The sequence below is a fragment of the Ewingella sp. AOP9-I1-14 genome (genome assembly GCF_052375995.1).
Classification (GTDB): Bacteria; Pseudomonadota; Gammaproteobacteria; order Enterobacterales; family Enterobacteriaceae; genus Ewingella; species Ewingella allii.
The window spans coordinates 51,538-74,140 of the sequence record NZ_JBQSVA010000004.1 but is presented as its reverse complement, the minus strand read 5'-3'; the positions used below and the strand labels follow the sequence as shown (position 1 = coordinate 74,140).

General features: G+C 56.0%; 16 protein-coding genes. 7 read left to right on the top strand and 9 right to left on the bottom strand.

All coding sequences use genetic code 11. The features are described 5' to 3' along the window. Positions 1-83: 83 nt before the first annotated feature. The 7 genes from ACT3RT_RS12945 to ACT3RT_RS12915 all read right to left on the bottom strand — a co-directional run bounded on the left by ACT3RT_RS12945 (position 84) and on the right by ACT3RT_RS12915 (position 10,883). On the bottom strand, positions 84-1,187 hold the full coding sequence (locus tag ACT3RT_RS12945; RefSeq protein WP_496203081.1) for a porin: 1,104 nt from the start codon (positions 1,185-1,187) through the stop codon (positions 84-86). 725 nt (positions 1,188-1,912) lie between these two features. Beyond that, positions 1,913-3,625, bottom strand: coding sequence for an ABC transporter ATP-binding protein (locus ACT3RT_RS12940; RefSeq protein WP_353501965.1), 1,713 nt, complete (start codon positions 3,623-3,625; stop codon positions 1,913-1,915). Positions 3,626-3,857: 232 nt separating this feature from the next. Continuing rightward, on the bottom strand, positions 3,858-4,103 hold the full coding sequence (locus ACT3RT_RS12935; RefSeq protein WP_496203080.1) for an LPXTG cell wall anchor domain-containing protein: 246 nt from the start codon (positions 4,101-4,103) through the stop codon (positions 3,858-3,860). 87 nt (positions 4,104-4,190) lie between these two features. Next, complete coding sequence (gene narI, locus ACT3RT_RS12930; RefSeq protein WP_496203079.1) at positions 4,191-4,868, bottom strand: respiratory nitrate reductase subunit gamma; 678 nt, start codon at positions 4,866-4,868, stop codon at positions 4,191-4,193. Beyond that, entirely contained in the window at positions 4,865-5,587 is a 723-nt protein-coding gene (gene narJ / locus ACT3RT_RS12925) for a nitrate reductase molybdenum cofactor assembly chaperone (RefSeq protein WP_496203078.1), read from the bottom strand. Before narJ ends, narI begins: the two co-directional genes overlap by 4 nt. Then, positions 5,584-7,122: a nitrate reductase subunit beta gene (narH, locus tag ACT3RT_RS12920; RefSeq protein WP_353501962.1), complete on the bottom strand. Its 1,539-nt coding sequence runs from the start codon at positions 7,120-7,122 to the stop codon at positions 5,584-5,586. The genes narJ and narH overlap by 4 nt, the downstream gene beginning before the upstream one ends. After that, positions 7,119-10,883, bottom strand: a complete 3,765-nt coding sequence (locus ACT3RT_RS12915; RefSeq protein ID WP_496203077.1) for a nitrate reductase subunit alpha — start codon at positions 10,881-10,883, stop codon at positions 7,119-7,121. Before ACT3RT_RS12915 ends, narH begins: the two co-directional genes overlap by 4 nt. A 377-nt stretch (positions 10,884-11,260) precedes the next feature. Between ACT3RT_RS12915 and ACT3RT_RS12910 the strand changes: the two genes are divergently transcribed. After that, a complete protein-coding gene (locus ACT3RT_RS12910; protein ID WP_496203076.1) occupies positions 11,261-12,280 on the top strand; it encodes a transporter in 1,020 nt (339 codons plus the stop codon). Here ACT3RT_RS12910 and ACT3RT_RS12905 read toward each other — a convergent pair. Then, positions 12,277-13,974: a chloride channel protein gene (locus ACT3RT_RS12905; RefSeq protein ID WP_496203075.1), complete on the bottom strand. Its 1,698-nt coding sequence runs from the start codon at positions 13,972-13,974 to the stop codon at positions 12,277-12,279. The two genes, ACT3RT_RS12910 and ACT3RT_RS12905, sit on opposite strands and share 4 nt — an antisense overlap. A gap of 269 nt (positions 13,975-14,243) precedes the next feature. On the opposite strand from ACT3RT_RS12905, the gene ACT3RT_RS12900 reads away from it, so the two are divergent. From ACT3RT_RS12900 to ACT3RT_RS12875, 6 genes are all read left to right on the top strand, one after another. Further along, entirely contained in the window at positions 14,244-15,017 is a 774-nt protein-coding gene (locus ACT3RT_RS12900; RefSeq protein WP_100938378.1) for a glutamine amidotransferase, read from the top strand. Positions 15,018-15,045: 28 nt separating this feature from the next. Then, positions 15,046-15,819 (top strand): ATP-binding cassette domain-containing protein, encoded by a 774-nt coding sequence (locus ACT3RT_RS12895; RefSeq protein WP_185690015.1) that lies wholly within the window; start codon positions 15,046-15,048, stop codon positions 15,817-15,819. 106 nt (positions 15,820-15,925) lie between these two features. Next, a complete protein-coding gene (locus ACT3RT_RS12890; protein WP_051899444.1) occupies positions 15,926-16,912 on the top strand; it encodes an autoinducer 2 ABC transporter substrate-binding protein in 987 nt (328 codons plus the stop codon). Positions 16,913-16,956: 44 nt separating this feature from the next. Further along, on the top strand, positions 16,957-17,958 hold the full coding sequence (locus tag ACT3RT_RS12885; RefSeq protein WP_496203074.1) for an ABC transporter permease: 1,002 nt from the start codon (positions 16,957-16,959) through the stop codon (positions 17,956-17,958). After that, complete coding sequence (locus ACT3RT_RS12880; RefSeq protein ID WP_485900374.1) at positions 17,955-18,920, top strand: ABC transporter permease; 966 nt, start codon at positions 17,955-17,957, stop codon at positions 18,918-18,920. The genes ACT3RT_RS12885 and ACT3RT_RS12880 overlap by 4 nt, the downstream gene beginning before the upstream one ends. A 3-nt stretch (positions 18,921-18,923) precedes the next feature. Further along, the gene (locus ACT3RT_RS12875; RefSeq protein WP_496203073.1) at positions 18,924-20,240 is read left to right on the top strand and encodes a M20 family metallopeptidase; all 1,317 of its coding nucleotides are present in this window, start codon (positions 18,924-18,926) and stop codon (positions 20,238-20,240) included. Positions 20,241-20,933: 693 nt separating this feature from the next. Here ACT3RT_RS12875 and ACT3RT_RS12870 read toward each other — a convergent pair. Continuing rightward, positions 20,934-22,349: a NarK family nitrate/nitrite MFS transporter gene (locus tag ACT3RT_RS12870; RefSeq protein ID WP_496203072.1), complete on the bottom strand. Its 1,416-nt coding sequence runs from the start codon at positions 22,347-22,349 to the stop codon at positions 20,934-20,936. Between the last annotated feature and the right edge of the window lie 254 nt (positions 22,350-22,603).

Below are 22,603 nucleotides of genomic sequence, written 5' to 3'. Positions count from 1 at the left end.
AAAAAAGGCAGAGCCAATGAAACTCTGCCTTTTACCATTACCATTTTCAGACACAGAAACGGGTAATAATGCTTTGAATCAACTTAGAAACGGTAAGTCAGGGCAACGGTAGTGATATCGTCGGTGTTCAGGCCCAGCTTGTTGTCGTCGTTAAGTTGGTTGATCAGGTAGTCAACATAAACGTACATGTTTTTGTTGAAGTAGTAAGTTGCGCCCACTTCGAAGTATTTAACGATGTCTGCATCGCCGATACCGTTTTCGATATCGTGAGCTTTAGACTGTACGTAACCTACAGAAGGACGCAGGCCGTTTTCGAATTGGTACTGTGCAACGAACTCGATGCCTTTGGTTTTGTTAGCAAAACCAGAAGTAGCTGGAACCGCGCTAGTCGCTGGAACGCTGATTGGAGTCTGGTTACGAGTTTCGTTGTACATCGCTGCCAGGTAAACCTGGTTAGCGTCATATTTCAGACCGGTAGCCCATGCAGAAGCTTTGTCGCCTTTGCCGTAGGTAGAGTTAGCTTGGCCATTGGTACGGTCAGAAGAAGAACCTGCCAATGCTGCGCCGATACCCGTGCCGCCGATGTTTTCATAATCCAATGACGCGCCGTAGCCGTCGCCATTCGCTTTACCGTCTGGACGGTTAGCGTCACCTTCGTTTTTACCCTGATATTGCAGAGCAAAGTTCAGACCTTCAACCAGACCGAAGAAGTCTTGGTTACGGTAAGTTGCCAGACCGTTAGCACGACCCACCATGAAGTTGTCAGTGTAACCGGTGTCGCCGCCGTACTCAGGCATCATATCGGTAAACGCGATTGCGTCGTAAACAACGCCGTAGTTACGACCGTAGTCGAAAGAACCGAAATCTTTAACTTTCAGACCTGCGAAGCCCAGACGAGTTTTCGTACCCTCGGTGCCTGCTGATTCAGCGTGGTTAGCCTGAACGTTGTATTCCCACTGGCCGTAACCGGTCAGTTGGTCATTAATTTGAGTTTCCCCTTTAAAACCAAAACGGACATAAGTTTTGTCGCCGTCAGAACCTTTGTCATCGCTGAAGGCATGTTTGCCGTTCACGCGACCGTACAGGTCTAATTTATTGCCGTCTTTATTATAAACTTCTGCTGCATTAGCAGCTGAGGATGCAACGATTAAAGAGACCACTACGGCCAGCACACTGCGCTTCATCATTATTTTATATTCCTTGATTTTATATAAAGGATTTCTCATGCCCGCTTTTAAATATCGAGCTGTGAGTTTTTTAAATGTTTATAAATGCTTCTGTCTGTAAAACGATTCGAACCTTAGCATTAAGCACGAAAAGTTAAAATGGAAAAGTTCGGGCGATAACGTTAATTTAACGCAAAGAGTTGTAACAATATGTTTCAATGCGAGGTCTGTAACTCACTGATTATATGCGTTTTTTGCATAAAAAATTGCACCACAATAGTGCATTGCATAGTTTTGGTGCAATTTGTGTTTAGGAATGTATGTTTTCTGTTATTGGGATCACTGTTCTGCGGGGGTTGCCGGATGTTAACAATCATTAATAAAAACACATTCGGAATAGTAGTAATGCCTTTTTATAGTGCATAGCAGGGTAACTATTTTTTAGTGTTCTTTTATATCCATTAAATAGAAAAGGTAATTCTAATTTTATGAACCTACTCCATTTGTTTAATTTTTTTTGATTAGATAATTAATAAGTCAAATTTAAAACTTTCACTAAATTGCAATAATGAGATCTTGATTCAAATTTCAGTTAACCATTTATTCGCCACATGACCGTTTTGATGCTTTTTTATTCTTAGTTCGAAAGGTAAGAAAAGAAAGTAATAAATCTAGGGATAAAAAGCGCTGCCGCTTTCCCCTCTGCTGAGAGAAAAACGGCGTTTTGCGGAGTTAAGGCAAGCGGGTTATCTAAACTGTGCGGCGTGGAGTTGAGCGTAGCGGCCCTGCTGGGCGAGCAACTGTTCATGGGTACCCTGCTCGACAATGCCTTCCTTATCTACCACCACAATGCGATCGGCGTTTTGAATGGTGGCCAGACGATGGGCGATAACCAGCGTGGTACGGCCTTGGGACAGGTCAGCCAGTGATTGCTGAATCGCCTGCTCGGTGGCGGTGTCCAGCGCAGAGGTGGCTTCATCCAGAATCAAGATTGGCGGGTTCTTCAGGAAGATACGGGCTATCGACAGACGCTGCTTCTGCCCGCCGGAGAGTTTAACGCCCCGCTCGCCAATCACCGTGTCCATGCCGAGTGGCAAGGCATTAATCACCTCATCAAGCCTTGCCTGACGCGCCGCCTCGCGGATTTCTGCCTCAGTGGCGTTCAGTTTGCCATAGGCGATGTTCTCGCGAATGCTGCCGCCGAACAGGAATACATCCTGCTGCACAATGCCGATATTGTTGCGTAGCGACGCCTGCGTCATATCGCGAATATCAATGCCATCAATGGTAATTGAGCCGCTATCCAGCTCATAGAATCGCGGCAACAGCGAGCACAGCGTGGTTTTCCCCGCCCCCGATGGCCCGACAAAGGCCAGCGTTTCTCCGGCTTTAATCTGCAGATTGATGCCATTGAGGATCTTACTGGCGGGCGTATAGCCAAACACCACGTCGCGATAGCAGATGTCGCCGTGCAGATGCTCAACGGCCCGCGCATTCGGGCGGTCAACGATATCCGGCGCGGTGTCAATCAGCTGGGTAAAGCGTTTAAACCCGGCAATGCCTTTCGGGTAGCTTTCCAATACCGAAGTGATTTTTGCCACCGGGCGGAAGAACACTTCCACCAATAATAAGAAGCCGACAAAACCGCCGTAGCTCAGTTGGCCGTTAACCACGTACCAGGTCCCGGCGATCATCACCACAATTTGAATAAGCCGCGTGCTGAGGTAGCTCAGCGTCAGGCTGGCGGTCATGATGCGATAGGCTTTCAGCTTGGTAACACGATAGTTTTCGTTGTCGGAGGCAAATAAGGTTTTCTCATGGGCTTCGTTGGCAAAGGCTTTCACCACGCGAATACCGCCGATGCTCTCTTCAATCCGAGCATTAAAGTTACCCACCTGACCAAACAGGCGACGCCAGGTTTCGGTCATTTGCGCGCCGTAGCGGCTGACCAGATAGGTCATAAACGGCACAATTACGATGGTCATCAGCGCCAGCGGCAAGTGCACCGTTGCCATCAAAATAAAGGCGCCGATAAAGGTCATGATCGCGATGAACAGGTCTTCCGGCCCGTGGTGTGCCACTTCCCCCACTTCTTCCAAATCTTTGGTGACGTGAGTAATAATGTGGCCGGTTTTGGTGTTGTCGTAATAGCGGAAAGAGAGTTTCTGCAAATGGCTAAACGCCTGACGGCGCATATCCGTTTCAATCCCCACGCCCAGCGCGTGTCCCCAATAGTTGACCACCGCCATCAGCCCGGTGTTAATCAAATAAATACACAGCAGCCCGACGGTCGCTATCAGGATCACCACGAAGTCATGAGCTGGCAGCAGTTTGTCGATAAAGGTTTTGATTGCCATAGGAAACCCCAGCTCCAGCAATCCACCGAGGATCGCGCAGCCAAAGTCGAGGTAAAACAGTTTTTTATAAGGCGCGTAATAAGAGAAGAACCGGCGGAGCATCGTGCATCCTCATTGGAATGGCCCGTGCGCGGGCAAGTGCGCCAGTGTAAATGAATATCGTTATCAGCGGGAGGGGGTTTTGATGCTTTCCATTTCAGTGGTTTTACTTTGCTCCCTCTCCTTTTTAAGGAGAGGGCTGGTGTGAGGTTTGCCGCGTTGAGCACGGTTTTAAACCACTCCTCATCCCAACCTTCTCCTCTGAGAGGAGAAGGAGTTAAAACAAGACCCGAAATTACTCTTTTGGTCCTTCCGTCTTAGCCTTCTTCTTCAATACAAACCAGCTGATAAGCCCCAGCACGCCACCAAAGATGATGAACCAAATTCCTAAGGCGAACTGTGGGGGCATTTCGCCATTGGTGGCGTCGGGGTTGCCGACCACTAAACCGTGCACCACGGCGACTATCCCGATGACGATCAGAATCAGGCTGTTACGCAGCAGGCGGCGCGGTAGGGAGAATTGTTTTCTTTCGATAGCCATGGTGAGCATCCTTGATGAAGTGGCATTCAAATTAAAAAATAAGGGCGCATCATAGCGCCCTTCTGTTTATTGCCACAACCCTGACGGTCAGCGGCGGTTACGCACCAGCTGGTAGCGGCGAGTCAGATACTCCACCGGCGCGCTCCAGATATGCACCAGTCGGCAGAATGGGAACAGCAGGAACAGCGTCATACCCATCACGATGTGGATGCGGAAAATCAGCGCCACGCCGTCAAGATGGGCAGATGCCCCACCGTGGAAAGTAACCACGGCTTGCGCCCAGCCCACCAGCTTCATCATCTCGCTGCCGTCCATGTGCTGCGCGGAGAACGGGATGGTCCCGAGGCCCAGCGCACACTGCACCACCAGCAGAATGATGATCATAATGTCGCCAAAGCTCGAGGTGGCGCGCACACGGTCATTGCTTAGACGACGATAAACCAGCATCAGCCCACCAATCAGCGTCAACACGCCACAGGCGCCCCCCGCCCACATGGCCATTTGCTGTTTAACCGGCACTGGCAGGAAAGACTCATACATCCAGTGCGGAGTGAGCATCCCGAAGGCGTGACCGGCGATAATGCCGAGAATCCCCACGTGGAACAGCGGCGAAGCAATGCGCAGCAGCTTCTTCTCCAGAATCTGGCTGGAGCCCGCACGCCAGCTGTATTGGCCGTAGTCATAACGCATCCAACTGCCCACCAGAAATACCGTGCCGCAGATGTAGGGATAGATATCAAACAAGAACATATTGAGAAAATTCATGGACGTGCCTCCCCAGCGTTGGCGGAATCAAGGTCAAGATATTGTGGTTGCACCGCACCGACAAAACGCTTCTGGTGCGCGGCTTCTTCACCGCTGGCGCAGCTCTGCTCGCCGAGGAACTTGATCTGCTCCTCTTCCCACACGGCGTCCAGCGCCGCGGGCGTGTCATCCCGCGCCTCTTGCTGCAAGCTTGGGCGCACGTCTTCGCTGGCCAATGCACTGCCGGACAGCGCCAGCAGCAGGTCGAACAGCTGGGAATAGGCGCTGTTTCTCTCCTGCAAACGCGCCCCCAGCAGGGCCAGAATCGGCGCAATATCGTTTAAGCCTGAGCGCGCTTCATCCGCCGTCAGCGTGGATAAATACTCCAGATACAGCGGCAGATAGTCCGGCAGCTCGCGGCTGTCGATATCCAACCCGGCGGCGTGATACTGCGCCAGCAAATCCACCATCGCCTGCCCGCGATCACGCGACTCGCCGTGAACATGCTCGAACAGCAGCAGCGAAGTGGCGCGGCCACGGTCAAACAGCCCCGTGTAGGAAGACTGCGCGTCGAGCAGATCCTGCTGGCAGAATTGGCGAATATAGCCCGCCAGCTCGGCTTGCTGCCCGCCATTTAGCTCAGTCGCTTCGCCAATGATCTCCAGCAACTCGCCCTGACTCTCCCACAGCAGATCGTCGGGATAATCAAGCAACAAACCTAGAATGCGTAGACTGTTCATTGATCACCTCGCGAGGTTTTGGCGCTCACATCAATGGCGTCAATACGTTTGCTGTTGAACAGATTGAATTTGGTGTCGCTGCCGTGGCAGCCGTCGCCGAAGCTGAAACCGCAGCCTTTGGCCTCTGGGAAGGCTTCACGCGCCTGCTCCCGATGGCTGGAAGGCACCACGAAACGGTCCTCGTAGTTGGCAATGGCCAGATAGCGGTACATCTCCTGCGCCTGTGCTTGGCTCAACCCCACCTGCTCCAGCGCGCTGGTATCCACCACGCCATCCACGGATTCGGCGCGTTTGAAGTGGCGCATCGCCAGCATGCGTTTTAAAGCCAGCAGCACCGGCGCGGTGTCTCCGGCGGTCAGCAAATTCGCCAGATATTGCACCGGAATACGCAGGCTTTCGACATCCGGCAGCACGCCGGTGTGCGGCAATGCGCCCGCGTCGGCGGCGGACTGAATTGGCGACAGCGGCGGCACGTACCACACCATTGGCAGGGTTCGATATTCAGGATGCAGCGGCAGCGCCAGCTTCCACTCCATCGCCATTTTGTACACCGGGGACTGACGCGCCGCGTCCATGACCGACATCGGAATGCCGTCTTTTTCGGCCTGGGCGATCACTTCAGGGTCATTCGGATTGAGGAAGATACTCATCTGGCTTTCGTACAAGTCTTTCTCGTTTTCCACCGAGGCGGCTTGCTCGATACGGTCGGCGTCATACAGCACCACGCCGAGGTAGCGAATACGCCCAACGCAGGTTTCAGAGCAGACGGTCGGCTGGCCGGCTTCAATACGCGGATAGCAGAAAATGCATTTTTCCGACTTGCCGCTCTTCCAGTTGAAGTAGATTTTCTTGTACGGACAGCCGGTCAGGCACATACGCCAGCCGCGACATTTATCCTGATCGATCAGCACAATGCCGTCTTCGCCGCGTTTATAAATCGCGCCGCTCGGGCAGGTCGCCACGCAGGCAGGGTTCAGGCAGTGTTCGCACAATCTTGGCAGGTAAGCCATAAAGGTGTTTTCGAACTCGCCATACATCTCTTTCTGCATGTTTTGGAAGTTTTGGTCGGCAGAGCGTTTGCTGAACTCAGTGCCTAAATCATCTTCCCAGTTCGGGCCGCCGACGATTTTGTTCATGCGTTTGCCAGTCAGTAGCGAGCGCGGGCGCGCCACGGGCTGGTGTTTGCCCTCTTTGGCGGTGTGCAGATGCTGATAGTCGAAGTCGAAAGGTTCGTAATAATCATCGATTTCTGGCATGTGCGGGTTAGCAAAGATTTTGTGCAGCAGATTGGCTTTGTTCCCCATGCGCGGCTGCAATTTACCGTTAATTTTGCGGATCCAGCCGCCCTTCCATTTCTGCTGGTTTTCCCAATCATGCGGATAACCCAGCCCCGGCTTGGTTTCCACATTATTAAACCAGGCGTACTCCATACCTTCACGGCTGGTCCAGACGTTTTTACAGGTCACGGAACAGGTGTGGCAGCCAATGCATTTGTCGAGATTCAGCACCATGCCGACTTGTGAACGAATTTTCATTTGGCTTTCTCCTGCGCAACCGCGCCCTGCACGTAGTCGTTACCTTCGTCGTCTAACCAGTCAATACGGTTCATTTTGCGCACAATCACGAACTCATCGCGGTTCGAGCCGACGGTGCCGTAATAGTTGAAGCCGTAAGAGAGCTGCGCATAGCCGCCAATCATATGGGTTGGTTTCGGGCAGACGCGGGTCACTGAGTTGTGAATACCGCCGCGCTGCTGGCTGATTTCGGAACCCGGAATGTTCACGATGCGCTCCTGCGCGTGGTACATCATGGTCATCCCCGCCGGTACGCGCTGGCTAACCACCGCGCGGGCGCTCAGCGAGCCATTGGCGTTGAAAGCTTCAATCCAGTCGTTATCTTCAATGCCCAGTTGGGTGGCATCGTCTTCACTCAGCCAGACAATGGGTCCGCCGCGCCCTAAGGTCAGCATCAGCAGGTTGTCGCTGTAGGTGGAGTGAATGCCCCATTTCTGGTGCGGCGTCAGGAAGTTCAGTGCCATCTCCGGGTTGCCGTTTGGCTTGGCGTTGAGCAAAGGCTGCGCCGCGCGGGTATCAATCGGCGGGCGATAAACCAGCATGCTTTCGCCGAAGGCGCGCATCCACGCGTGGTCCTGATAAATCTGCTGGCGGCCGGAGAGCGTGCGCCACGGGATCAGCTCGTGCACGTTGGTGTAACAGGCGTTATAGGAGACATGTTCATCTTCCAAACCTGACCACGTCGGGCTGGAAATGATCTTGCGCGGCTGGGCCTGAATATCGCGGAAACGAATTTTTTCGTCCTCTTTATTCAGCGCCAGGTGTGTGTGGTCGATGCCGGTATTGGCACTCAGCGCCGCCCAGGCTTTTACCGCCACCTGCCCGTTGGTTTCAGGGGCCAGCGTCAGGATCACTTCCGCCGCGTCAATTGCCGTGTCTATGTTCGGACGGCCTTTGGCTGCGCCATCTGCCTTGGTGTAGTTAAGCTTTTTCAGCAGCTCGACTTCACTGTCGGTATTCCAGTTAATGCCTTTGCCGCCGTTGCCCAGTTTGTCGAGCAGCGGGCCGAGGGAGGTATAACGCTCGTAAGTGTTCGGGTAGTCGCGCTCAACCACCATCAAGTGCGGCGCGGTGACGCCCGGAATCAGCTCACAGTCGCCTTTTTTCCAATCTTCGACGCCAAACGGCTGCGCCATTTCCGCCGCCGAGTCGTGTTGAATTGGCAAGGTCACCAAGTCGCTTTCAACGCCTAAATGCCCCACGCAGACCCGGGAGAATTCTTTGGCGATGCCTTTATAGATTTCCCAATCGCTTTTTGAATCCCAAGCGGGGTCCACGGCGGCCGACAGCGGGTGAATAAACGGATGCATATCCGAGGTATTCATGTCGTCTTTTTCGTACCAGGTGGCGGTCGGCAGCACGATGTCGGAATAGAGACAGGTGCTGGACATGCGGAAATCGAGAGTCACCACTAAGTCCAGCTTGCCTTCGCCGCCCTGCGCCTGCCACTCCACCTCTTCCGGCATGATGCCGCCCTGCACGCCCAGATCTTCCCCCTGAATACCGTGTTCGGTGCCCAGCAGGTATTTCAGCATGTACTCGTGGCCCTTGCCGGAAGAACCCAGCAGGTTCGAGCGCCAGACAAACAGGTTACGCGGGAAGTTTTGCGGGTTATCCGGCTGCTCTGCGGCAAAGCGCAGACTGCCATCTTTCAGGCTTTCTACCGCGAATTCCTGCGTGGTTTTGCCCGCCTGCTTAGCCATGGCCGCCAGATTCAGCGGGTTGACGCTCAGCTGTGGCGCAGAAGGCAACCAGCCCATCCGCTCGGCGCGCACGTTGAAATCAATCATGCTGCCGGTGAACTGTGATTTGTCCGCCAATGGCGAAAGCAGCTCTTGCGGCGCGACGGTTTCATAGCGCCACTGGCTGGAGTGGTTATAGAAGAAGGAGGTGCTGTTCATTTGGCGCGGCGGGCGCTGCCAGTCCAGACCAAAGGCCAGCGGCTGCCAGCCGGTTTGCGGGCGCAGCTTCTCTTGGCCGACATAGTGCGCCCAGCCGCCGCCGCTTTGACCGACGCAGCCGCAGAAGATCAGCATGTTGATTAGGCCACGGTAGTTCATGTCCATGTGGTACCAGTGGTTCATACCGGCACCGACGATGATCATCGAACGGCCATGGGTCTTATGGGCATTTTCGGCAAACTCGTGGGCAATACGCACGATATTTTGCTGAGAAACGCCGGTAATTTTTTCCGCCCACGCCGGGCTGTAGGCTTTGATTTCGTCAAAGCTTTGCGCGCAGTTTTCATCGTTCAAGCCGCGCTCGACGCCGTAGTTTGCCAGAGTCAGGTCATAGACGCTGGCCACCAGCACGCTGCTGCCGTCGGCCAGTTGCAGGCGTTTAGCCGGCAGTTTGTGCTGCAACACTTCTTCCAGCGCCACGCTGTTGAAATGCTCGCTGACCGCGCCGCCGAAGTATGGGAAGCCGACGCTGACCACTTCGTCGTGGTTGTCCAGCAGGCTCAGCGTCAGGCTGACGTCCTGCTGCGCCTTGCCTTCGCGCGCTTCAAGATTCCACTGGCCCTTCTGCCCCCAGCGATAACCAATCGAGCCGAGTGGTGACACCAGCTCGCCGCTGGTTTCATCAATGGCGATGGTTTTCCACTGCGGGTTATTTTCTTGACCCAGATTATCCACCAAGTCAGAAGCGCGCAGCATGCGGCCCGCCGCGTAATAGCCCTCTTCACGCTGCTCGAGCATCACCAGCATTGGCATGTCGGTGTAGCGGCGCACGTAGTCGATGAAATATTGGCTTGGGTTATCAAGGTGGAAAGATTTAAGAATGACGTGGCCCATGGCTAGCGCCAGCGCGCTGTCTGTCCCCTGTTTTGGTGCCAGCCAGTGGTCGCACAGCTTGGCGACTTCAGCATAGTCCGGGGTAATGGCCACGGTTTTGGTGCCTTTGTAACGCACTTCGGTGAAGAAGTGGGCGTCCGGAGTACGGGTCTGCGGGACGTTAGAACCCCAGGCGATAATATAAGAAGAGTTGTACCAGTCGGCGGATTCGGGCACGTCGGTCTGCTCGCCCCAGGTCATCGGCGAAGCCGGTGGCAAGTCGCAATACCAGTCGTAGAAGCTCAGGCACACGCCGCCAATCAGCGACAGATAGCGCGCCCCGGCGGCGTAAGACACCATCGACATCGCCGGAATTGGCGAGAAGCCGATAATGCGATCCGGGCCGAAGGTTTTGGCGGTGTAGACGTTTGACGCGGCAATCAGTTCATTCACTTCCTGCCAGCTGGAGCGCACAAAACCACCGCGCCCGCGCGCCGCTTTATACTGTTTGGCTTTTTCCGGCTGATTGACAATAGAGCCCCAGGCATCTACCGGGTCGCTGTGCTGCAACTTGGCTTCACGCCACAGCTGAATCAGCTTTTTGCGCATTAATGGGTATTTCAGTCGGTTGGCGCTGTAGAGATACCACGAGTAGCTGGCGCCGCGCGGGCAGCCACGCGGTTCGTGGTTTGGCAAGTCAGGGCGAGTACGCGGGTAGTCGGTCTGCTGGGTTTCCCAAGTGACCAGACCGTTCTTGACGTAAATTTTCCAGCTACAGGAGCCGGTGCAGTTCACGCCGTGGGTGGAACGCACCACTTTGTCATGCTGCCAACGGCTGCGATAACCGTCTTCCCAATCACGATTGGTGTTAAGCGTCTGGCCGTGGCCGTCAGCGAAGGGTTCAGCTAGGGTTTTAAAATAGCGAAACCGGTCAAGGAATTTGCTCATCCGGGACTCTCCTGTGCAGCCGCCTGAAGCAGGCTGTCGTTATGAATGTCGACATTGCTTTTAATATCAGGAGGGTAAACAGCCCCAGAGTGCCTCTACTTGATTGCGATCAATCCCGCGTCGTTAAGCAACTATTTACATAGCGATGAATACTCCCAAAGGGGTAAGCCATGAAAATCACTTAACCTATTGATTAATAATTACTTAATACGAATACGGACTGTTATTGATTGCCACAGGCATGACGCAGGAAAATTGGGGGTATTGGCGGTTTTGCATTGTGACAGAAATATGAAACTCGCTGTCTGCATATTGTATTTAGGCCGAATACTGGCGTAATAGGCCAATCCGTTTTCCACCTGCAGAAAACCTATTTCATGCCGAGCGAAAGACCTGCCGTACTCAATTTTAATGATGAAGTGACCGGGCTGATTTATGGCTTTATTTTTCGCCCCGGCAGGCCGCCGGAGCGCGTCTCTTCACAACAGGTGCAAGAGGCTTATCAGCAAATTTGCCACAGCGAAGGCTTTATCTGGCTGCACGTCAACCTGACCCACGCGATGGCGGAAAAGTGGCTGAAAAAGCATTTCACCATTGATGAGTTATTCTTTGAAGAGATCCGCGAAGGCTCGCGCAGTACGCGGATTGAGCGACAGGAAAACAGCCTGCTGGCGGTGCTCAATGACGTGATTTTCAACCCTGAAGATAGCGTCGATGAAACCTCTACTCTGTGGGTTAGCTGCCACCCGCAGCTGGTGGTCACCGCGCGCCACAAGCCGGTGCGGCTGATTGAGTTGCTCTATAAACGGCTGGACTACATCAGCATTAGCTCGCCTACCGAGCTGATGGTCTATCTGCTGCAAGAGCAGGAAGATTTGCTGGAAAACATCGTGCGGCGCGCCAATCTGTATGTCGATCGCATCGAAGAGTGCCTGCTGACCCACCATGTGAAGAAAAACCGCGCCAACCTTGGCCGTTTGCGCCGCATGCTGCTGCGCTTTCAGCGCCTGCTGGCACCTGAGCCAACCGCCCTTTTCCGCCTGTTAAATCGCCCACCCGCGTGGATTGCCCCCGAGGTGGTGCAGAACTTCCGCCAATTCACCGAAGAGTTTTCCGTGGTGCTCAATGACCTGATCGCCCTCACCGAGCGCATCCGGCTGCTACAGGAAGAGATCACCTCAAGGCAGATGGAGCAAAGCAACCGCACTCTCTATGTGCTGACGGTGATCACCGTGCTGGCGCTGCCAATCAACATCGTGGCGGGCTTTTTCGGCATGAACGTCGGCGGCATCCCCCTCGCCAATAACCACCACGGCTTCCTGCTGCTGGTGGTGATCGTCGGCGTATTTACCCTGCTGGCAGGCTGGTGGGCGCTGCGGCGGCGGGATGATAGTTAAAGAAAATTCTTCGCCTTATTCAATAGCGCCGCTTTGGTAATGACGCCTAGGAGGCGGCGGGTTTCGGGGTTTTCTAATACCGGCAGACGCTCGAGGGGGGAATCGCTGAAGGTCGCCCAAGCCAGCTCGTAGCTGGCATTTTGGTACAGAGTGGTGAATTCCTGCTCGATAAAACTGTCAATCGGCTCGTCGGCTTTTAGGCTGCCGTCGATGATGCCGCTGGCCAGCACGTTGGTCGGCACCACGCCGAGAAAACGCTCTTGGCTGTCCACCATATAGACATATCGCGTGCGCTGTTTTAGCCCTTCGCCCACCACTTCCGCAAGCGTCGAGTGCACCACCATTCGCGAACAGGGGGTGATAAGAGACGCCACCGAGCTGTTTTCAAACTCATTTTTCGCCATAAAGCGTGCATTGTGGCGAGCCAGCACCGGATAGGTTCCCGCCGCCTTGAGCCTCGACGCCACCACGTAGGAGATAGCCGTCGCCAGCATCAATGGGAACAGCAGCGAGCTGTTGAGAGTCATTTCAAAGGCCATCATGATCGACATCAGCGGAGCATGGCTGGTTGCCGCCAGCAGCGCGCTCATGCCAATCGCCGCGTATAGCCCAATGGGGCCAGGATCGAAGCCCAGCCACTGGAGAAAAGTACAGACCAGCGCCCCGCTGGCTGCGCCAATGAGTAATGAAGGCGTGAACAACCCGCCCACCGCGCCGGAGCCGACGGTGATCGCCGTCGCGACGATTTTGAGCAGCAGCACCATCCACAGCGCGGTGTGCAAATCGCCGTCATTCAGAATCAAATCAATCACTTCGAATCCGTTACCCAGCACCAGCGGCGACACCATCGCCACCAGCCCGACGCCCAGCCCGCCTAGCCCGAGGCGCAGGGCCGGGTGGGAAATCGGCTTCATCCACTGGCGCACTTTATCAATTGAGCCAATAAACAGCGGCCCGAGGGTGCCGGTGGCCACGCCAATCACCAGCACGGTCAGCAGCGCGCCGGGAGACGGGCTAAAGGTGGCCGACGAATAGAGATACAGCGGCTCGTAGTCGGTCACTGAACGCACGGTCAGCACCGCCACCGAGGCGGAGATAAACAGCGGGATGAGCCGCTGCACCGCCGTTACGCCGAAGGCGATTTCCGCCACAAACAGCGCCCCGGCCAAGGGAGCGTGATACACCGCCGCCAGCCCGCCCGCCGCCGCCATGGCAATCAGGTCGGATTGATGTAAAGCGCGTAACCGCGAGAAACGCCCGAGCAGGCTGCCGCTGAGGGCCGAAAGCTGCACCATCGCCCCTTCGCGCCCGATAGAGCCGCCGCTGGCGATGCTGGCGAGTGAAGACGCCGCGCGCAGCAAGGTGCTGCGCAGCGGAATGCCCGGCAGGCGTTGGTCAATCACGTCGAGATAATCCGGCATCTTGCCGTGCTTGCGTTCGACATTCAGCGCCCACAGTAGGATAAACCCGGCAATCACCCCACCCACCGTAGTGATAATCGGCCAGACCAGTTTGGGGTATTCAAGGAAGGCCTTGGTGATATCCGTGCCGTCGGTGAACATCAGGTCGTTGATGCCGGAAATGGCGCTGCGAAAAGCAATAGTCACCAGGGCGGCGATGATCCCCGCCGGGATCGCAATCAGCAAATTAATCAAGTCGCCCTTCTGCCAGGCATCAAGCACTTTCAACGTCATAGTTCTTCCGTATGGTGGGGATAGCGGCCGGTGATGCAGAGTAGCATTTTCCTCCCCCTCATCGCACCTGCTGGCAGCACGGCACGCGGCCTTTTTCGCCCACTTTGATGCTTCGCAAAAGATTCATATAAATGTCTTATATTTGACCACCTAGCTCACATATTGACCACTAAACCGCTTTACTAAACCGGTTTACTTTGTTATCACCTTGCTACGGAGATGTTCTAAAGTGGCCCTCACCAGGGGAATTCATTCAGGAGAATATGGGTATGACTAAACGCGTGCTGTTGTTAGGTGAAAGCTGGGTCAGTTCCGCGACTCACTACAAAGGTTTTGATCAGTTCGGTAGCGTCACTTTCCATTTAGGCGCTGAGCCGCTGGTTAATGCGCTAAAGGGCAGCGAGTTTGAGCTGACCTATCTACCGGCTCATGAAGTGGTGGAAAAAATGCCCTTCGATCTTGAAAGCCTGAAAGCCTACGACGCCATTATTTTGTCGGACATTGGCGCTAACTCCCTGCTGTTGCCGCCTGCGGTCTGGCTGCACAGCAAACCTATGCCTAACCGTCTGAAATTGTTGCGTCAATGGACCGAAGAAGGCGGCGGCTTGATGATGATTGGCGGCTACTTCTCCTTCCAAGGCATTGACGGCAAAGCGCGCTGGCGCAACACCCCGGTGGAAGACGTGTTGCCGGTCACCTGCCTGCCGTATGACGACCGTCTAGAAGTGCCGGAAGGCTTCTCGGCTAAAATCACCGGCGACAAAAACCACGCCATCCTGCGCGGCATCGAAGGCCCATGGCCTCTGCTGCTCGGCGCTAACGAAGTGGTGCTGAAAGAAGGCGCGCAAGTGCTGGCCACTCTGCCAGACGACGAAGGCGGCCACCCTTTGTTAGTCACCGGCAGCTACGGCAAAGGGCGCTCCATCGCCTGGACGTCGGACATCGGCCCGCACTGGGTACCCGGCGAATTCATCGCATGGCCGGGCTATGACCAGCTGTGGAAGAACTGTCTGAGCTGGCTCACCCACCTCGACAACGCCTGATAGCCCAAGACTCTACAGGAGATTCGCCATGGCTCAGCCCTATGTTCAGGCCGTTAACATTACCAAGCGTTTCGGGGCGTTAACCGCCCTGCGCGACGTCAATCTGGAGATTTATCCCGGCGAAGTATTGGCCCTGTTGGGTGATAACGGCGCCGGTAAATCTACCTTCACCAAAGTGCTGGCGGGCGCGCATCCGGCCAGCGGCGGCGAGTTGGTGGTCGATGGCAAAGCAGTGAGTTTTCACTCGCCGAAAGACGCCTCGGACTGCGGCATCGCTACCATTTTTCAGGAGCTGGCGCTGTCCGAAAATCTGTCTATTGCGGAAAACGTCTTCCTCGGGCGCGAGTTGAAACACTCCTTCTTAGGCATTCCTTTTCTACGCCAGCAGGCGATGCGCTCAAAGGTCGCCGAGCTACTGCACGAACTGGAAGCCCATATTTCTGACCCAGAAGCGCCGGTTGGCAGCCTCTCCGGCGGCCAGCGGCAGGCGGTGGCTATCTGCCGCGCGCTTAACCTTAACGCCAAGCTGGTGATTATGGATGAACCGACCGCCGCGCTGGCCGTCGCTGAAACCCGCAAAGTGCTGGCTCTGACTCGCAAACTGGCGGAGCGCGGCTGCGCGGTGGTGCTTATCAGCCACAACATCGCCGACGTGTTTGAAGTCGCCGATCGCATGGTGGTGTTCCGTCGCGGCAGAAAAATTGCCGAGCGCCGACGCGCCGACACCACGCCGGAAGAGATTGTGTCGCTGATCACCGGCGCGCATCCCGAAGCACGAGCGTTTGAGGCCGCAACGGCCTGACGTCAGATCCACGAAGTTGCATCACCAAACAACACAACACCAGTTCCACATTATAAAACCAAAAACACAGCAGTTATCTCTCACATTCATGACAGGTGGGCTTTCTATGTTGAAAAAAATGATCAGCACCATGGTGGCATCTGCTCTGCTCGGCGCGACGGCTTTTAGCGCCTTCGCACAAGACAAACCGAAAGTGGCCTTTGTGCCGCAAATCGTCGGTATTCCCTATTTCAAAGCGATGCAGGACGGCGGCAACCGCGCGGCTAAGGCGTTTGGCGTGGATTTCATCTATTCGGGGCCAGTGGATACCAACCCGATGGACCAGCTGCAAATCGTGCAAAACCTAATTGCTCAGGGCGTTAACGCTATTTCGGTCAGCGTGCTGGATGCCTCGAGCATCGCGCCGGTGGTCGAGCAGGCCAAAGCCAAAAATATCAAGCTTTTCACCAGTGACAGCGACGCACCGGACAGCGGCCGCGCGGTCTACGTTGCGCAGGCCACGGACGAGGGGCTGGGCGATACCGTGATTGACGAGATGGTCAAACGCGTCGGCGACCATGCCAAGATTGGCATAGTTTCCGGCGAAGCCACTGCCTCAAACCTCAACGCGTGGATTGGCTTTATGCAGCAGCGCGTCAAGGCCAAATACCCGAATGTCACGCTGCTGAAACCGCAGTTTGCGGGCGGCACCTCCAGCCGCGCGGCGCAAATTTCTGCCGACATGATTGCCGCCAACCCTGACCTGAAAGGCATTATCGCCGTTGCCTCTACCACCTGTCCGGGCGTGGCGCAGGCCATCGAAACCGCTGGCAAAATCGGCAAAGTGGTGGGTACCGGCTATTGCAGCCCGGACACCGCGCGCGCCTACCTGAAAAGCGGCTCCTTTGGCTTCTCCGTACTGTGGGACCCGGAAAAACTCGGCTACCTCACCGTCTGGGCGGGCAAACAGCTGATCGACGGTAAAACCTTTAGTGCCGAAAACAGCGTGCCGGGTCTGGATCAGAAAGTGGCTTATGACGCGAAAACCGGCGTGCTGCTGCTCGGCGCACCGGCGGTGTTTACCAAGCAAAACGTCGACCAATTCCACTTCTGATTTTTATCGCAAAAACTGAATCGCAACACTGAGGGGACACTGCCGTGGCAACATCCTTCACGCCCGCCCTGAAATTCTCGGGGCGGGAGCTGACGCTGGCCTGCGTTTGTCTGGTCGCCATCGTTATTTTCAGTCTGGCATCGCCCTATTTTGCCACGCTGGATAACCTGACGACCGTGCTACGCAACAGCACAGAATTACTCTTGATTGGGCTGGGCATGACCCTGCTGCTGGCAATGGGCGGCGTGGACGTGTCGGTCGGCGTGGTGATGGGGCTGGCGGCAATTGTTATTGGTCAGTTGCTTAACGCGGGCGTTTCTCCCGGCCTGACCGCCCTTTCCGGCCCGCTGGTGGGCGCATTGATTGGCGTTATTAGCGCGCTGGTGGTGGTGGCAGGTCGCATTCCCGCCATCGTCGGCACGCTGGGGCTGTATGGCGTCTATCGCACGGCGGTGTTTGCCCTGCTCGGCGGCCAGTGGCTGTCGGGGCTGCCGGACTCGCTGACCCAGTTAGTCAGCGCGCCGCTGCTCGGCCTGCCGGTGACTGTCTGGGTGATTGCTCTGGCTTACGGACTGGTCTGGCTGGCGCTGCGCCGCACGCCTCATGGCTTGCACCTGCTGGCTATCGGCAATTCGGAAGATAAAGCACGACTTTCCGGCATTGCGGTCACCCGCGTTCGTTTCGCCACGTTCATCATCAGCGGCCTGCTGTGCGGGCTGGCGGCTACCTTCTATGTTGGCACCTATCGCAACGTCGAAATGACTATCGGCAGCCAGCTGGCGCTGGAAGCCATTGCCGCCGTGGTGCTGGGCGGAACCGGCATTATGGGCGGCCACTGTAGCCTGCTGGGCACGGTACTGGGCGTGTTCCTGCTACGTATCTTACAAAACGGCCTGCTGCTGATTGGCGTGCCGTCTCTGTGGCAAACCGTAGTCACCGGAGGCCTGCTGTTGCTGGTGCTCACAGCCGAAGTGCTCAGCGGCAGGTTGCGCATTCACAACATGAACCTGCGTAAAAACCGTCTTAAAGGAGAAGGAACCGCATGATTCTCACCGCGGGAGCTTCCCGCCTTTATCGTAAAAATCTGGTGCTCACTCTGCTCTGCGGGCTGTGGGTGGCGCTGGCGTTAACCCTGCTGATTGGGCAACCGTCGATTTTGTCTGGCGCAACCTTAACCAGCATCTTGCAGTTCGCCACGCTGCTGGCGCTGGTGTCGCTGGGGCAAGCCTTGGTGGTGCTGGCGGGCGGCGCGGGGATTGACCTGTCGGTCGGCGGCAATGTGTCGCTGTCCGCCATTGCGGGCGTGATGGCGCTACAGGCCGGGGTTCCGGCGGTGCTGCTGCCGGTGGTGTGTCTGCTGTGCGGCTTCCTGCTCGGCGCGGTAAACGGCCTGCTGATCGCCAAGCTGAAAATCTACCCGCTGATTGTCACTCTCGGCACCTTCTACGCCTACTCGGGTCTGGCGCTGTCACTCACCGGCGGCGCGGCGCAGTCCGGGGTTCCGGCATGGGTCTTGCCTTGGGGGCGCGGCGTGCTGGCCGACATTCCTCTGCCATTCCTCACGCTGGTTATTCCCGCGTTTCTGATTGCCGCCCTGCTGCTGTCGTTTACCTCGTGGGGGCGCTGGATTTACGCCATGGGCTTTAACGAGCATTCGGCGCGACTGGTGGGCATCCCGGTCGATCGTGCGCGCATTCTACTCTACTCCCTGTGCGGCATGCTGGCAGGCGGCGCGGGCTTTGTTTCCCTCTCGTGGCTCGGCAGCGGCAGGCCGAACGCGGGGGTCAATCTTGAACTGGAATCATTAACCGCAGCCCTGCTGGGTGGCGTGGCGATATTTGGCGGCAAAGGGGGCGTGGCGGGGGTATTCGCCGCCGTCCTGCTGCTGGTCACGCTTAAAACCAGCATGTTGCAGTTTGGAATTAACACCGTTTGGCAAGTGGGCGTGGTCGGTCTGTTACTGATCGCGGTGCTGCTGGCCGATCGTCTTTCAAAAACCCGGAGCTAATCAATGACCTTTTCTACTCAGGCGCTGGCGGACCATATCGACGCCAATAAGCAGCGCATCGTCCAGACGCTGTGCGATATTTTGTCGTTCCCTTCGATCGTGATGGCAGACCCTACTCAGGCCGGGCCGGGCGAGCGCGATTGCCAGCTCTATCTGCAACAGCGCCTGCACCAGTTGGGCATGGAGACTGACCTGTGGGACCCAGATGGTCCGGCATTATATGAGAAATACAAAGGCCGCCCCGGCGCTAATAAAGGCCGCACTTTTGAAGGTCGCCCCAACCTTGGCGGCACCTTAAAAGGCACCGGCGGCGGCAAATCCATCATGCTCACCGGGCATATCGACGTGGTGCCACCGGGCGCGCGCGCCCACTGGCGCACCGATCCCTTCTTGCCAGAAGTGATTGACGATTTCGTCTACGGGCGCGGCGCGGTGGACATGAAAGGCGGCGTCGCCTGCATGTTAATGGCGGTAGAATTTTTGAAAGATCTGGGCGTCGAGCTGTCCGGCGACGTGGTTTTCACCACGGTGGTCGATGAAGAGATTGGCGGCATGGGCTCGCTCGCCATGGTCGATCGCGGTTTCCGCGCCGACGCGGGGATCATGACCGAACCAAGCGCCAATCAAATCGCACCGATTTGCCACGGTATTCTGTGGGGCAAAATCATCGTCAACGGCGTTGGCGGTCATGCTGAGCTGACGCCAAATTCGTGGGACAGCACCGGCCCGGTGGACGCCGTCGAGCTGTGTCGCCAGATCATGGACGGAATCGACATTCTCAACCGCCGCTGGCAGTACGATCCGAAGAAGAATCACCCGCTGATGGAGATGCCGAACAAGGTGATGATCACCCAGCTTAAAGTGGGCGAGCACCCTTCTTCCACCGCCGGACACGGGGAAATCATCATTGACGTGCAGTATCTGCCGCACGAGAAAGATGAGTTTGGCTTAGGCGGACACGTGAAGCGCGAGGTCGAAGAACACATCGCCCGCGTGTGCGAAGCCGACCCTTACCTGCGCGCCCATCCGGCATATATCGAATGGATTTTGGACGCCGACTGCGCCGAAGTGCCGTCGGATCACCCTTTCGTGCAGACTTTCCAAGAGGCGGTAGTAGAAGCCAATCTGTCGCCAGTGCTCTCCGGCTTCGGCGCGCACAGCGACATCGGCCTGCCAACCGGCATGGGCAACACGCCAACCGTCAACTTCGGCCCCGGCGACCCGGCGCAGTCGCACCAGCCCAATGAGCGCGTATCGGTCGAGGATCTGGTGAATTGCACGAAGGCGATTGCTTTAGCGATTGAGAAGTGGTGTCGGTGATGGGACGGGGGGCGTCCCTGGGCCGCTTTTAAAGTCAAAATCGTGGGCGTCGGTCTAAGGTCAAGGTCGTGCGCTGCCGCCACACCGGCCTTGAGGTCAAAACCGTGGGCTCGCCGCCCACACGGGCCCAAAGGGTTTTAAACGAAACCCTTTGGAATCCTGCGTTTTTTTGCTGCTGGAAGATCGAGGCTGCGCAGAGTTGGAATGGACATGTTTCAGCAGCCACAGTGATCGTCGCGAAGTACCGCCGCTTAGGCGGTTCCCTTGCGGCGGGATTACAACCCGCGAAAAAAGACTCGCGGTTTTCCACCTCTTGCTCGGCGTCACTTCTGAACGCGACTTACTGGCATTTACACAGAACCTTTCCATTCAATTCGTAAAAAAAACAAACCCAAAACCAAGACCACTGAAACGGCACGGTTGAAATGCCTCAAAACCGCAGTCAAAAATGGCGCTGAGCGAACGGTTCGAGACCTCAGGCTCGAAGCCTGAAGCGAAGGCACCGCCTAAGCGGCGACATTTTGCGGTGTATAACGGAAGCTCCTGAAACATGTCCAGCCAACCAGCGATAGCGCGCAGTAAAGAGCCGGGGATTCTTAAGGGGCGCGGCGATAGGCGCCCCTTGAGGCCGGTGTGGCGGCAGCGCACGGTTTGGACCTTAAAAGCCTGTTTGCGTGGCGACGCAAGCTCCCATCAGCGAGCTTTCTTCGTCGCAAACCCCTTATCCAAATTCCGCCAGTAAACTACCCATGTGATCACCGCGCACACCACGTAAAACACCAGGAACACTTTCATTGCGCCCGCCGGAGAGCCGGTCATGGCGAGGGATGTGCCGAAGGCTTTCGGGATGAAGAAGCCGCCAATTGCGCCAATGGAGGAGATAAAGCCTAATGCCGCGGCAGTGTCGGTGATGGCTTCGCGCTGGGCGGATTCTGCCGTTTCGCCGCGAGCCAGTGCTTGGTCGGTGGTCAGTTTGCGGAAGATCACTGCGATCATCTGATAAGTCGAACCACTGCCCAGACCGGCAGTCAGGAACAGCACCATAAACACGCCGAAGAAGGCTGGGAAATTGCCACCCGCGCCGCCGCTTGGCAGCGTTAAGAACAGCAAGCCGGCGGCAATCGCCATCACCACGTAGTTCCAAAAAGTCACGCGAACGCCGCCTAAACGGTCAGACAACATGCCGCCGCCGGAACGCGCCAGTGCACCGAAGAACGGGCCGAAGAAGGCGTAGTGCATGATATTCACTTCAGGAAACTGGGTTTTGGTCAGCATGGCAAAACCGGCGGAAAAGCCGATAAATGAGCCGAACGCCGCCAGATACAGCACGCACATGATCCACAGGTGGCCGCGCTTTAACACCGGCAACTGCTGGCGAATCGAGGCTTTCGACGACGCCAAATCGTTCATGCCGAACCACGCGGCGACGGTGCAGATAATCAGGAAAGGCACCCAGATCCACGCGGCGTTTTGCAGCCACATGCTGCTGCCATCGGCCAAGGTCTGTGGCTGGCTAAAAGCGCCAAAAATGCCCAGTGAAATAGCTAACGGAGCCAGCAACTGCATCACGCTGACGCCCATGTTCCCCAAACCGCCATTAATCCCCAGCGCGCCGCCCTGCTTGGCTTTCGGGTAGAAGAAGCTGATATTTGCCATGCTGGATGCGAAGTTCGCGCCGCCGAAACCACAGAGCAAAGAGATAATCAGGAAAGTATTGTAAGACGTGCTGGTGTCTTGCACCGCAAAACCCAGCCAGGCGCATGGGATAATCAAAAATACCGTGCTGATGGCGGTCCAGCGACGTCCGCCGAATAGCGGGATCATAAAGGAGTAAGGCACGCGCAGAATGGCACCGGACACCGATGGAATGGCGGTCAGCATAAACAGTTGGTCGGTGGTGAAGTTAAAACCCACCTTGTTGAGATTGACCGCGACCAGGCTGAACAACATCCAGACGCAGAACCCTAACAAGAGCGAAGGAACAGAGATCCACAGATTACGGCTGGCCACTTTATGGCCGGTTTTCTCCCAGAACGCGGAGTCTTCCGGCCGCCAGTCCTGAAGGAGTCTCGACGGTTTAGACGCGGGTGTTGCTGAAGTATGGGGCATGGAAAACCTCGAATTGGCAGAGCATTGTTGTTATTAATGCTGCCAACACTAGGTAGTGCTCCCCTTTGGGATGTTGATGCAAATCAAGCAGATGGTGGTTAAGTTTCGGCCTCAAAATCACCACGCGTCCTTTGTGGGTATCCCCGCCATGATTGATAATTGACTATAATTCATAGAGTTGATGTCATTATGCATATCTATTGATAGCAGGCGTTATCCCGGTGGAAATAAATAGGTACCCCTATAGGAGTATA

Coding starts and splice junctions, on each gene's coding strand:
- ACT3RT_RS12945 (WP_496203081.1), bottom strand. CDS start 1,187: ATGATGAAGCGCAGTGTGCTGGCCGTAGTGGTCTCTTTAATCGTTGCA.
- ACT3RT_RS12940 (WP_353501965.1), bottom strand. CDS start 3,625: ATGCTCCGCCGGTTCTTCTCTTATTACGCGCCTTATAAAAAACTGTTT.
- ACT3RT_RS12935 (WP_496203080.1), bottom strand. CDS start 4,103: ATGGCTATCGAAAGAAAACAATTCTCCCTACCGCGCCGCCTGCTGCGT.
- narI (WP_496203079.1), bottom strand. CDS start 4,868: ATGAATTTTCTCAATATGTTCTTGTTTGATATCTATCCCTACATCTGC.
- narJ (WP_496203078.1), bottom strand. CDS start 5,587: ATGAACAGTCTACGCATTCTAGGTTTGTTGCTTGATTATCCCGACGAT.
- narH (WP_353501962.1), bottom strand. CDS start 7,122: ATGAAAATTCGTTCACAAGTCGGCATGGTGCTGAATCTCGACAAATGC.
- ACT3RT_RS12915 (WP_496203077.1), bottom strand. CDS start 10,883: ATGAGCAAATTCCTTGACCGGTTTCGCTATTTTAAAACCCTAGCTGAA.
- ACT3RT_RS12910 (WP_496203076.1), top strand. CDS start 11,261: ATGCCGAGCGAAAGACCTGCCGTACTCAATTTTAATGATGAAGTGACC.
- ACT3RT_RS12905 (WP_496203075.1), bottom strand. CDS start 13,974: ATGACGTTGAAAGTGCTTGATGCCTGGCAGAAGGGCGACTTGATTAAT.
- ACT3RT_RS12900 (WP_100938378.1), top strand. CDS start 14,244: ATGACTAAACGCGTGCTGTTGTTAGGTGAAAGCTGGGTCAGTTCCGCG.
- ACT3RT_RS12895 (WP_185690015.1), top strand. CDS start 15,046: ATGGCTCAGCCCTATGTTCAGGCCGTTAACATTACCAAGCGTTTCGGG.
- ACT3RT_RS12890 (WP_051899444.1), top strand. CDS start 15,926: ATGTTGAAAAAAATGATCAGCACCATGGTGGCATCTGCTCTGCTCGGC.
- ACT3RT_RS12880 (WP_485900374.1), top strand. CDS start 17,955: ATGATTCTCACCGCGGGAGCTTCCCGCCTTTATCGTAAAAATCTGGTG.
- ACT3RT_RS12875 (WP_496203073.1), top strand. CDS start 18,924: ATGACCTTTTCTACTCAGGCGCTGGCGGACCATATCGACGCCAATAAG.
- ACT3RT_RS12870 (WP_496203072.1), bottom strand. CDS start 22,349: ATGCCCCATACTTCAGCAACACCCGCGTCTAAACCGTCGAGACTCCTT.